Genomic DNA, 12,725 nt, shown 5'->3' on the forward strand with positions numbered 1-12,725 from the left:
TAAAACAAGAACAAAGAGGATATCGTTACAAAAAAAAGGCGCCTTTGGAAACCGTTTTGCAGGTGTAAAGTAGCGCCCATCATCTTATCATATAATATGTCACGATTATCGGAAGGTTATTCCAGCAGCATCCCGTAATCACCCCAGGAAATCATCACATGGCCGTCGCCAGAGTTCGAGCCCTCTTCGTCATATTGATTTGTGGTAACGAATGATCCCTGGCCTCCGGTATATGATGAACCGCCGGTTCCAGGCATATTCTCTCCGCCGGCCGTCCCGCCGTACCAGCCGCCGCCTCCGCCGCCCGAATATCCTGACGGACCGGCTGCACTGCAACCTACTCCTAATAGACCGTATCCGCTGTCGGCCGCTCCGCCATTGCCGCCGATACCGCCCGGCATTTCGACCGCTCCGCCGCCCCCGCCTGCCACGATAACACGGTCATTCAGCGACTGCCCCCCGATTCTGATATCGGTCGCTCCGCCCCCGCCGCCGGCATATATACCGGTGTCGCAGCTGAATCCTGCCCCCCCGCCGTTATAGACAACAGGGCCGCCGGTACCATCGTCAAATGCCGGCTGGCCCTGACCCCCAACATAAATATAAACCCTTGCTCCCGGTGAAACGGCGACTTCGGCGAATGCGTATGCCCCGTAACCGCCAGGATATACAGGTGTCGAATACCCCTGCGCGCCCTGGCATTCGACTGAGATCGAGGTGATGCCGGCGGGAACGGTAAATGACTGAATCCCACCGGTATAATAAAAATGAATATCACCCGGTTCCGCGGAAGGACCCGGTGTCGGGGCGGGTTTCGTCGAACTATCGTCGGTGAAATCCTCGAACATCGAAACAACCAGATTACAGTTGACGAGTCCCAGGGTTGCCAAAAGAATAATCACCGTCAGCCATATGTGTCTCTTATTCATCGTTGTTCCTTCCGTTACCCTTTATTATCACCGTTCCATGTATAATATACTAGCCTTTCGGGGCAAAGATCAAGCACATTTACGGGAAGCGGATACCGGCTTATGCGCCTGAATGACGCGGTATAAAGCAAACGTTCAGCCCATGTCAAAAGATGCATTGACTAATTCCTTCAATCGGCATACACTCGGCTTCTCGAGGGAATAAAATGGATATGATCAAAAAATCGCATAAACTGCTCGATGTCTGCTACGACATACGCGGCCCAGTACTCGAAGAGGCAAAGCGGCTCGAGGAAGAAGGATATCACCTGCTCAAACTCCACATCGGCAACCCGGCACCGTTCGGGTTCGATACGCCGGACGAAATCCTCCACGATATCGTCATCAACATGAGCAAGGCTCAGGGCTATATCGATTCGAAAGGGCTTTTTGCAGCGAGAAAAGCGGTCGTGCAGTATTCGCAGGAAAAAAAGATACCCGATGTCGATATCGAAGATGTGTATATCGGCAACGGGGTAAGCGAGTTGATCGTCATGACCATGCAGGGGCTGCTCAATACGGGCGACGAAGTCCTCATTCCGATGCCGGATTATCCCCTCTGGACCGCCGCAGTCAATTTATCCGGGGGAAAGGCCGTCCATTATCTCTGCGACGAACAATCGGAGTGGTATCCCGACTGTAACGATATACGAAATAAAATAACGGATAAAACAAAAGCGATCGTCATCATCAATCCCAACAATCCGACCGGCGCCGTCTATCCGCTCGAACTGCTTACCGAAATCGCCGCTATTGCGGAAGAACATAACCTAATTATCTATGCCGATGAAATATACGACAAGATTCTCTATGACGGTGTCGTCCATACCTCGATCGCTTCCCTGACGGACAAGGTCCTGTGCGTCACATTCAACGGACTTTCCAAATCCTACCGGGCCGCCGGATTCCGCGCCGGCTGGATGGTGATAAGCGGCGACAGGCCTCATGCAAGGGATTATCTCGACGGACTCAATATTCTCGCTTCCATGCGGCTTTGCAGCAATGTCCCCGCGCAGTTCGGGATACAGACCGCACTCGGCGGTTATCAGAGTATCAACGAACTGGTCCTTCCCGGCGGAAGACTCTGCGAGCAGCGCGATATCTGCCACCGCCTTCTTTCCGGTATACCGGGGGTCAGCTGCGTCAGACCGAAAGGCGCGCTTTACCTTTTCCCGCGGCTGGATGTCAAAAAATTCGGCATCACCAACGACTACAAGTTTATTCTGGATCTGCTTCTTGAAAAGAAAATACTCGTTGTCCAGGGAACCGGTTTCAACTGGCCGCATCCAGACCATTTCAGGATCGTCTTTCTTCCGCCCGTAGATCTCCTGAAAAAGGCCATGGAGGAACTGAAGCATTTTCTTGAACATTACATCCAAAACAAGGAATAATCGTTCCGGACGCCAGCTTTCCGTTATTCCTTATTGGCAGAACGCCTCGATAATTCCAACATAATACCGGGCGATAAGCAACGCGTCGACAATATCGATCTTCCCGCTACAATCAGCGTCTCCGGATGAAAGCGGCGCGGTAAATGAGGCGGGTTCGAGCCCCACGTAATACTGGGCGACGATAAGCGCGTCCGTGATATCGATACGGTTACTGCCGTTCACGTCCCCCCTGATACTCTCAAAAACCGTCACATTCCCGCCGATTGCCTCGGGAATACCGACTTCAAGGGTATTTTCGTCGACGATTGAATCGATCGTTACCGAAAGCGGGGTGCTTCCCGCTTCCTCTCCGGCAATAAAATAAAGGGTAAGAAGATGGAGATCACGGCCCGGCCCGCTGCCGGTCGTATCGAATCCGCTTGTTTTGATGATCCCGGGTTCATTCACGTTTACCGCCGCTATAAATCCGTCGGCCCCCTCAGCGACGCCGCTATCCCCCTGTTCCGTATCCACGGAAATGATACCGGGGGTATACGAAATGTCGATCCCGTAAGCGGCAACCTTCTGGGTACCGGAATCAAGACGGACTTCCACGGAGAAATGTTCATTGATGAAGACCGATGTTTCTTCGGGCGCGATCCGGACGTGCCCTGCCCCGGGCAAAGGGGTTTCGGTCGGGAGGGGGGTGGGGGAGGGGGTCGTTTCAGGCCCGGCCGTCGGCGCCGGGTAATTTCCGGCAGGAGGGACTCCCCAGAGTAGATCGCCGCCGTAATAGACGGCGATTCGGTTGAAATCCCGATAGGCCGAATACGAAGGATCGAAGGAATAATCGTTTGTCTGATCGTAACGGCTTCCGTCCGTTTTTTCGATGGTGAGTTCGATGCAGAGCTCCGAATACGGATTGAAAAGGATCTCCCCCTGTGTATGGGTAAAACCGATATCGAAGTAGCCGTCGGAGAAGACGACAGAGAGGAGCGACGTATCGATATCGGCGTTATCGATACGGTAACGTTCCTGCTGTGTCCCTTCCTTCGTGTAAAAATAGCGGACCGTGATGTTCTGCAATACCAGTTGTGACGGTTCCATATTGATGATACGTATGTTCGGCCGCAATGCCGCGGCAGTCTCGCCGACCTCGCCGCAACGGTATGCCGCTTTCATATCGATTACCGGCTCCGGTGAGTTTTGCGGCGCCGGTTCGGGTACCGGCGTATTCACCGGAATCTGGCCGCCGGAAGCAAGCAGTGCCCGTTCGATATTGAGTCTCCCGCCGCTTATTATTTTTCCCGAATACGATGGGACCGGATCGACATTATCGAGGATCGCCTCGATTACCTCGCGATACCCCATATCGGGATCGACAGAAAGCAGCAGGGCGACGGCGCCGGTGACGTGGGGGGTGGCGATCGACGTGCCGTATTTATAGTTGTAGACGCCGCTTCCGAAGGTCGAATAAATCTCCATACCCGGCGCGGCGAGATCCACCGTCTGCAGGCCGTAATTTGAAGAAACATCGAGGGCATCGTTTGATGACATCGAGTTCGCGACCGCCAGAATATTGTCATACTCATAAGCCGAGGGGTAAAAGGGCGTTCTGTCATTATCGTCGCCGATCGCGTCGCTTCCGCCATTACCCGCCGCCGCCACGACGATAATCCCGGCATTCCTGGCGCGGATGATCGCATTCCGGAATGTCTGATAATCCGTGTACGTCCCTAAACTCGCATTGATCACGTCACAGCCGGCTGAAATCGCATAATCAATCGCTTCGACCCCGTCGGATAAATAACCTTCCAGGTTGCTGTCCAGTATTTTGAGGGGCATGATCGTGACATTCCAGTTGATGCCCGCTACCCCTATCACGTTATTACCCCTGGCTGCGATGATCCCCGTAATGTGGGTCCCGTGGTAGCCCGGGTAGTGATCGTCATACGGATCATCGTCATCATTGACGAAATCATAACCGCTTCCGATATTCTGCCAGAGATCGGGATGGGTATAATCGACACCGGAATCGAGTACCGCAACGACAATATTTGAGGAACCGGTCGTATAATCCCACGCCCTGTCTGCCGATACGCGAACCATATTCCACTGCCCGGAGAAATACTCATCGTCAGGGGTATAGCATCCCCTGATAATCGCGTCCGGTTCGGCATAAAGAATCTCCGGATCTTTGTTCAAGGTATCGAGGATCAGGTCGAGTTCATCTTGAGAAAGAAAATTGTCGTATGAAAATACCATCAAATCCGCAAGGGCATCGACGGTACCGGTTTGATTATCATTTTCATCGCCGATTCTTCCCGTGTTTCTCTTCTTTAATCCGGCAATAATATGATCGCGGACAAGCCGTTCCGTTTTTCCGGGAACCGGAATACCCCGCTGCCTGAAAGAAGTATCGACATGTGATAGATAGGATTCCTTTGCGTCTTTTTTGAACTGGACGATGATTCTGTCCGTTTTCTCCGTTGTCGGATGGAGAGACAAACACATAAAAAAACAAATGACACCCATTATAATTCGTTTATTTCTCATCTGTGCCTCGTCATGGTTTAAACATTTTCGTTTTGTTAACGTTGCGTTATTGTACCGTATTTATGAAAGGAAAAAAGAGGAGGTTTGTCCAATGACGTTATCAGTGTTTTCTTTGTATGCCGGCCAGATCAAAATTTCATGAGGAGGATTTCAAACATGTCGGGTATTTTCGACGATATGCGATGGAGAAAAATAGTCTTTTTCTTTATTTCAGCGTGAAATAACGGGATTTCCCTTCCGATACGCCCGAGGTGACGATTATACTCGATTTATGTGAGTTATTGGTCTCTTTTTTTAACGGTGTGAGGAGAATTCCCCCCGCTTCCTGGGTAATAGTAAAGGAATCTCCCGGAAACAATCCGAGATTCTTCTGAATCATGTGAGGTATCGTTATTTTCCCGTCATTATCGATGCTTATTTTCATATTACCTTCCCGCCTGAAAAATAATGTCGAATTGTACATTATTATTGAGAAAAAAGCAATAAAAATATTTATGTATTCTCATTCACATTAAAGCCATATACCGGTAGTCAAAAATACGAGCAATCCGTAAAAGAATTATCCATTTTAGCGCGTTTCATCCGATAATTGAAATAATAAAGACAACAATGAAAGGGAAAATGATGAAAGCGGTCATTTCAGCACGAATCTATAATTTCTTTTTGGTCAATCATACAAACGGATTTGTCGTGACGTCGAAACTGTATGAAATGGATAAATTATTTACCTTCCTCTCACATTGCAAAGGACGGCGGATCGAGGTTGAAATCCTCGATGAATCGATAAATGAACTCGTTCAAAGAAAAAACAAAGAGTTGAAAAACAAACGGTAAAAGGCCCGATATAAATATACATCACCAACCGTCGTTCTAATGGGGTTTCCATGGCAATACAATGAGTTTTTCCTTTGAATCCGGTCATTCACATCCCCACTTTCCGGAAGCTATATAGGCAATTTGGTATTCTTGCATATTATTTCATTAATCGATACTATGTCGTACATATAATCATATCCTGACTATTTTAGAAAGTGAGGTTTTAACTATGAAGTGTATTAATCTGATTTTCATCATGGCGATATTGTGTCTCTCTCTCCCGCTTTCAGCGCAGAATATCGAAGAGGTGTATTCACCGGTATTGTTTTCGTTCGGGACGGGTCCCGTCTCCTTTGAATCCCCCGCTTCGGATATCTATAATCCGGCGGCCGCGGCCACGAAACAGCGGATTACGCTGGACCTGAGTTATTTCCACCTCCCCGGATTCGGAGATGAAGAGGGTTTTGCTTCAGCCGTGAATCTCGGGATAAGCATTCCGTCGAAGTTCGGTGTGTTTTCGACCTCAGGTCATTTTTTCACGTCCCCTTTTCCGAGTCTGAACTGGGGTACACTCGGCAGTCTCAATATCAGTTTTTCCAAGGACCTCTTTCCGTATCTGCTTGGAGGAATCGGCCTCGATGTCATATACGGCTCGCAAAACGACACGACCGACTGGGCCCTTTGCGCGGACATCGGATTTATCCATATTATTAATGAAGTACTGTTCCTCAAAGATGTCATGTGGGGCGTGAGTTTTCAAAACATCGGTAAATGGTACGCGCCGACCTCAGACGATTCATTTTTCCCCCAGCCGTTTACGCCCGCTGCGGCGGTTTACTGCAAACCTTTGAAATTGAAGGATTTCAGCATCGGTCTGATGTCTTCACTATCCGCGCCGGCTTTCCGGAACCTTCGATTCGGCCTTGGTACGGACATCACCCTCTTTGATATGGTCTTCCTTTACGGCAGTTACACCCTTGATTTGAATGAAACCATCGAGGGGACTTCCTCACGGCCGATTCCCTTTTCCTTTGGATTTTCTCTGAAATTTAAGACCGATATAAAAGAAAAGGTCGATTTTCTCGATATTTCGGAGCGCGGCTGGCATCGAAGCGAGATAAAGCCGTCATTTACCCTTCTTCCCCTGAATGACGATATCTGGGCGATCGGCGCGGGATGTTCGTTAACCCTGGGCGTGACGGACACGAATCCCCCGGAAATCAAGCTCGATACCCCGGATGCCGTCTATTTTTCACCGAATTACGACGGCGCGCAGGACTATTGTACAATCCCCCTGGATATTACCGATGAACGGTATGTCAAGGGGTATTCGGTGATAATCACGGATAAGGAAGGCAATGTCCTCAAAACAATAAATCAGAAGGATGAACGTCCGGAAGACCTCAATGTCAAAAACCTCGGAGAACGGATATTGTATTCGAAAACGGCGATCACGATACCCCCGTCGGTCATGTGGAACGGGAACAAGGACGACGGTTCACGGGTCGAAGACGGCGACTATTACGTTCGGATCGAAGCGTGGGACGATAACGGGAACAGGGGAGCGAGCGAGACAAAAAAAATTGTCGTCGACACGACCGCCCCCCGGATCGAAACTGAATGTCCTCATCTCGTGTTCGCGCCGTCGGCTTCGACGGAAGCCGAAAACGGCACCCCGGATACGGCGGCAGCGGGCGACAAACGCGGTGAGACGATCACGATATATCAGTCGTCGAGCAGGGAAGACAGCTGGAAAGCGGAAATAACGGACAGCGTGGGAAAGGTCGTTAAAACGATGGAATGGGAGGGCGCCGTCGAAAATGTCACCTGGGACGGAAGGGACGAAAGCGGTAACATACTCCCCGACGGCAGATATACATATACACTCTCATCTCAGGACGCGGCCGGCAATATGGTCACGACAACGGTTTCAGGTATCGAAATCGATACGCGACAGACCCCCGTTTTCATCAGGGTCGACTCTGAGGGGTTTTCACCCAATAACGACGGTTTCATGGACACGATCTCCTTCAGTATGGGTGTCGAAGAAAAACAGGGGATTAAAAACTGGAAACTCGAGGTGATCCATGAAACTGAAGGGGTAAAACGGACATATACCGGGACACCCCCTTTGAAAGAGACAATAGCATGGGACGGAAAGGAAGCGGACGGAAAAGCCTGTCCGGAAGGTAAATATTATTCATTGTTTTCCGTCGAATATAACAAGGAGAATATCCCTAACAGGAAATCCAATACCTTCCTACTCGACAATTCCCCACCACAGCTTTCTCTTTCACATACTCCCGAGTTCTTTTCCCCCGATAATGACGGGGAGGACGATGAGTTGACCATCATTCCGAATGTCACCGATGCCGGCGCCGTCTCCGAATGGCGGATACGGATCCTTGAGCCGAACAGCAACAAACTTTTCAAGGAGTTCGGCGGAACGGGTGCTCCGGCAAAAGAAATAATCTGGGACGGTATTTCAAATGACGGGGCACTGGTCGAAGCCGCCGAGGATTACACGGTCGAGTTCGAGGCGACCGATATCTTCGGAAACACCGCAGCATCGAAGGGTACTATTCCGATCGATGTTCTTGTCATGAGAGACGGCGACAGGTTGAAAATCCGGATCGCGTCGATCGTTTTTGTTCCGGATACGGCCGACTACAAGAATGTTTCCCCGGAAAAAAGCGATAAAAACCTGTGGGTATTGAAAAGACTGGCTAAAATCTTCAACAAATTCAGATCATATAAAATCACCATCGAAGGCCACGCGGTCAGTGTGTATTGGGAGAATCCCGAGCGTGCCGAACGGGAAGACGTCGAGGATTGTATACCCCTTTCGAAAAAGCGGGCTGACGCGATCAAGGAAGGTCTTGTCGCCTCCGGTGTGGAGAAAAACAGAATCGAAACGATCGGCAAGGGCTGTAAATACCCCGTGGTTCCCCACGGCGATCTCGAAAACCGGTGGAAAAACAGAAGGGTGGAGTTTTATCTCACCAAGAAATAACAAATACGAACGTGAGGATGTGTCGATTCGATGACACATCCTCACGTGAGGAATGTGCCGTGATGGTAGATCCCGTTTTTTATCTCTCAGATATTGAAGATGCTACATGAAGACGGAATATAATTTTCTACCGCTTTTTTATTTCGTTCCAGAGCCTGTCCATCAGCGCAAGCCCCGCTTCCTCGAGGGGAATCCCTTTTTCAATCAGTCTTTTTTCGATCTCCATAAAGCGCGCCGTAAACTTGTTGTTTGTCCTGTTCAGTGCGAGTGAAGGATCGATCTTCATGAGGCGGGCGAGGTTGACGACGGTAAAGAGGATATCGCCGATTTCTTCTTCCGTCTGCCTGATACCTCCCGTTTTTACCGCCCGATGCAGTTCATCGATTTCCTCTTCGAGTTTTCCGAAGACCGGTGCCGTTTCGGTCCAGTCGAACCCGACCTTTGATACTTTCTTCTGTATCGCCGCTGCCTTTTCAAGCGGCGGCAATGCCCGGGGAATCGAATCAAGCAGATGCGGCGTCCTGTTTTTACCTTCGACCGTCGTTTTAATCTCTTCCCATTTGACGATAACCTCATCGGCACTCCCGACCTTTTCATCGCCGAAAACATGGGGGTGGCGCCGAATCAGCTTTTCCGATATGTCTCCAAGCACATCGGTCAGGGTGAACTTCCGGTTTTCCTCCTTTATCCGTATCATCATGAGAATGACCAGAAAAAGATCCCCGAGTTCTTCCTTGAGGTTTTCATCATCGTCACACTCGATCGCATCGATCGATTCGTATGCTTCTTCGATAAGGCTTTTCCGTAATGTCGAAGCAGACTGCTTTCTATCCCACGGACACCCGTCCGGTCCCCGAAGCCGTTTGACAATGCCATACAATCGCATAAAAGCCTCCTGTGCCGTTATACGATTATTGTTTTCATCGACCATACTACCGTCATACCACAGAAACCGTTTCTCTGCAAGGCTGCCTCTCCCTGTCCGTTATAAAACGGTGAAAATACAGACGTTATATGAGAAAACCGCACTGAATACTATCCGGCCGCCGGATGTCATTCGTACTTGATTGACGCGTTGCGTTTCTGGTATATTGAGTTATGGGAAAAGAAAAACCGGTAATTATCGCCCCGTCATTGCTCGCTTCGAGCTTCAGTTGTATCGGAGAAGCGGTTAAAAAAATAGAGGCCGCCGGCGGTGACTGGGTCCACTTCGACGTGATGGACGGTGTGTTCGTACCGGATATTACATTCGGCCATAAAATGGTAAAAGATGCACGGCCCTTGTCTCAATTGCCCTTTGATGTGCACCTCATGGTCACCAATCCCGAAGCGTATATCGGGCGGTTTGCTGAAGCGGGCGCCGACTATATTACTTTTCATTATGAGGCGGTGGTTCATATTCACAGAATTATCATGGAAATACATGGGGTCAAGAAAAAAGCGGGTATTTCGATCGTTCCCTCGACCCCCGCTTCTCACCTCTCCGAAGTGTTACCCTTCATCGATATGGTGCTCGTCATGACGGTAAATCCCGGCTACGGCGGACAGACATTGATTCCGGAAACACTCGGAAAAGTATCCTTTTTAAAAGAATATAGAGAAAAAATGGGGTATAATTATCATATAGAGGTCGACGGCGGTATCGATACCGACAATGCGCGAAGCGTTATCGAAGCAGGCGCCGATGTCATCGTCTCGGGAACGGGTTTTTTTACCGCTCAGGCTCCCCGTGAATATGTCCGTTTTTTTAAGCAAGGGGGTAAGTAAAGTTTTCTTTGATTTTATGTTTTCGCCCGTTCGGTCGAAAATTTTATAGGAGACTATGCATTGAACAAAAGACATGTATCGCTGTTTTTCAGTATCGTCGTTTTTCTGATTCCCCAGACCTATCTTTCAGCCGGCTTCAGCGAGGAGGGAGATCGGCTTCTGAATGAGGGGATCGAGTTGTTCAGTAAAGGGCTTTACGAACAATCACTCGCTGATTTTCGCGCCATCATCGTCGATCCTTCTCTGGATTTTTATCATGGAGACGCCTATTTCTGGATCGGAAAGTGCCATATGATACTGGGAAGACTCGACGATGCCGAAAAAAATCTCGAGCATTTTCTCGCATCATACCCCGCTCATGTTAATTATCCGGAAGCGTACTACCAGAAGGGGAGGTTGCTTTTCCTTCAGAATCAGTACGAAAACTCGATCAGGATTCTCGAGGATTTTATCCGGCAATACCCTTCATCCGTCTTTGTCCCGAATGCATATTTCTGGGTCGGTGAATCTCTTTTCATTATGGGACAGCTGGAAAAATCATCGAAAATTTTCAGACATATCATCGCCAACTATCCCTCGAGCTACAAGTTCGAGTCCGCCAAATACCGGCTGTCGATCATCGAATTCAAGAAGCGCGAAAATGAGTTACTCAAACTCCTCAAATGGAGTCATATGGAAGCCATAAAAACCCTGGACGATTACGAACAGCGGGAAAAAACATATGAACAGGCAATTGCCGCCTATCAGAAAAAACTCGCGCAGGCCGGGATCGATGTGACGCTGGAAAAACAGAAAGATTATACCAAAGCGGAAATACTCGATCTCCAGGAAGAACTGAAAGCAAAAAATGAAGAACTTGAAAAATTGAAAAAAGAGAGTATCGATTGTAAAAATCGTGTCGCATACCTTGAAAAAAAACTGAGCGCCATCGATGAGGAGATGGCCGCAGCAGCGGCAACGGAAGCAGCAAAAGAAACCATGGAGGAAGTGCCGGTCAAATCAAACGAAGAACGGCTGTACGATCTCAAAGAGGAAGCCGTCAAATTAAAGGAACTGCTTCTCCAATTGCTCGAATACATGGAAGGCGGCGGCTCATGAAAATGAAATCTTTTTTTGCGTTGATACTTTTATTGTGCACCACTCTCTGCTTTACACTTGAAATCAACAACGGCAGAATCAGACTCGTGCTTCATAAAAATCTCGGCAGATTTTCGATGTACTATTTATCGAACCCGGAGAAAAAAAAATATACCTCCTTTTTACTCGATCAGGATATACGGACATCGACCCTTTCCGTCGCCGTCGATAATAACGTCTTTCGTCTCGGCGACACCGGGTCTTTCAAGGAGAAAATCGAGGAAACGAGTATCGGCGCGCGTTTTATCTGGAACTCCAAACAGCTTGAAATCATCGAGGATTTTGTTTTTACCAAAACGCCCTCTGCCTCAGAAACAAACGGGGTGATCATCACCCTTACGATAGCCAATATCAGCAACAAGGAACTCACAGTCGGCGCCCGATATGTTTTCGATACATTTCTTGGGGAATCCTCGAATCATCATTTCAGGACTGATAAGCACGATAACATTTCGAATGAGATCATTGTCGAGAAAGACAGAATGATACGCTACTGGGTTTCACCCCTGCCCAAAAGCGATCCGTTTGTCGGATTGCAGGTCTCAACCAATGGAGGGGGTGTCACAATTCCCGATAAAATCATTTTCGCGAACTGGAAGCGTCTCAACGACACCCCGTGGACATACGACGAATCGGCCGGCCGCAATTTCAATCTTCGTCCTTATTCGATCAATGATTCGGCCGTCTGTCATTATTACTACCCGAAGACACTCGAAGCCGGATCGAGAATGAGAATCGTGATAGCGATGCATAATTATGACGAAAGCAGCGCTTCAGTCACTGAAGAACCCGACGAACAGGAGGTCAAGGATATACTCGAAGAGGTAGCGGCAACTCCGACTCCAGCCCCGGCCGGGAAAGGGGAAACCGATGCAACCCCGACGCCTGTGATGCCGGTGGAAACCGCAGATGAATCATCGAAACCGGAAACCGTCAACGATCAGATTATCGCCGATATTCATACACTCGAATACCTGCTCAAAATGATCGATGACAGGATAAAAACAAAAGAAATCACCGATAAAGATCTGTCGACGATGGAAAAAATACTGTTCGAAATCAAAGATCATATCACGGCAATTATGAAATCGTATTAGG

The 12,725-nt window shown here is 48.9% G+C and carries 10 protein-coding genes; 6 read left to right on the top strand and 4 right to left on the bottom strand.

Features of this window, described 5'->3' with window-relative positions; genetic code table 11:
* Positions 1-116: 116 nt before the first annotated feature.
* The gene (locus JW881_01075) at positions 117-929 is read right to left on the bottom strand and encodes a hypothetical protein (GenBank protein MBN1696077.1); all 813 of its coding nucleotides are present in this window, start codon (positions 927-929) and stop codon (positions 117-119) included.
* 206 nt (positions 930-1,135) lie between these two features.
* Between JW881_01075 and JW881_01080 the strand changes: the two genes are divergently transcribed.
* Positions 1,136-2,359: a pyridoxal phosphate-dependent aminotransferase gene (locus JW881_01080; GenBank protein ID MBN1696078.1), complete on the top strand. Its 1,224-nt coding sequence runs from the start codon at positions 1,136-1,138 to the stop codon at positions 2,357-2,359.
* Between the two features lie 30 nt (positions 2,360-2,389).
* On the opposite strand, the gene JW881_01085 is transcribed toward JW881_01080, so the two are convergent.
* Both JW881_01085 and JW881_01090 read right to left on the bottom strand, forming a co-directional pair.
* Positions 2,390-4,894, bottom strand: a complete 2,505-nt coding sequence (locus JW881_01085) for a S8 family serine peptidase (protein MBN1696079.1) — start codon at positions 4,892-4,894, stop codon at positions 2,390-2,392.
* Positions 4,895-5,099: 205 nt separating this feature from the next.
* Positions 5,100-5,318: an AbrB/MazE/SpoVT family DNA-binding domain-containing protein gene (locus JW881_01090; GenBank protein ID MBN1696080.1), complete on the bottom strand. Its 219-nt coding sequence runs from the start codon at positions 5,316-5,318 to the stop codon at positions 5,100-5,102.
* 197 nt (positions 5,319-5,515) lie between these two features.
* Here JW881_01090 and JW881_01095 point away from each other — a divergent pair, with 197 nt between their 5' ends.
* Positions 5,516-5,728 carry a hypothetical protein gene (locus tag JW881_01095; GenBank protein MBN1696081.1) on the top strand — a complete coding sequence of 71 codons (213 nt, stop codon included), beginning with the start codon at positions 5,516-5,518 and terminating at the stop codon, positions 5,726-5,728.
* Positions 5,729-5,939: 211 nt separating this feature from the next.
* Entirely contained in the window at positions 5,940-8,723 is a 2,784-nt protein-coding gene (locus JW881_01100) for an OmpA family protein (GenBank protein MBN1696082.1), read from the top strand.
* A gap of 127 nt (positions 8,724-8,850) precedes the next feature.
* Here JW881_01100 and mazG read toward each other — a convergent pair whose 3' ends face one another.
* Positions 8,851-9,654 (bottom strand): nucleoside triphosphate pyrophosphohydrolase, encoded by an 804-nt coding sequence (gene mazG, locus JW881_01105; protein MBN1696083.1) that lies wholly within the window; start codon positions 9,652-9,654, stop codon positions 8,851-8,853.
* Positions 9,655-9,821: 167 nt separating this feature from the next.
* Between mazG and rpe the strand changes: the two genes are divergently transcribed.
* The 3 genes from rpe to JW881_01120 are packed head-to-tail and all read left to right on the top strand — an operon-like array spanning position 9,822 to position 12,724.
* Positions 9,822-10,490, top strand: a complete 669-nt coding sequence (gene rpe, locus JW881_01110) for a ribulose-phosphate 3-epimerase (GenBank protein MBN1696084.1) — start codon at positions 9,822-9,824, stop codon at positions 10,488-10,490.
* A gap of 60 nt (positions 10,491-10,550) precedes the next feature.
* Positions 10,551-11,588 carry a tetratricopeptide repeat protein gene (locus tag JW881_01115; GenBank protein ID MBN1696085.1) on the top strand — a complete coding sequence of 346 codons (1,038 nt, stop codon included), beginning with the start codon at positions 10,551-10,553 and terminating at the stop codon, positions 11,586-11,588.
* Complete coding sequence (locus JW881_01120) at positions 11,585-12,724, top strand: hypothetical protein (protein ID MBN1696086.1); 1,140 nt, start codon at positions 11,585-11,587, stop codon at positions 12,722-12,724. Before JW881_01115 ends, JW881_01120 begins: the two co-directional genes overlap by 4 nt.
* Position 12,725 lies beyond the last annotated feature (1 nt).

Source organism: Spirochaetales bacterium (assembly GCA_016930085.1).
Classification (GTDB): domain Bacteria; phylum Spirochaetota; class Spirochaetia; order SZUA-6; family JAFGRV01; genus JAFGHO01.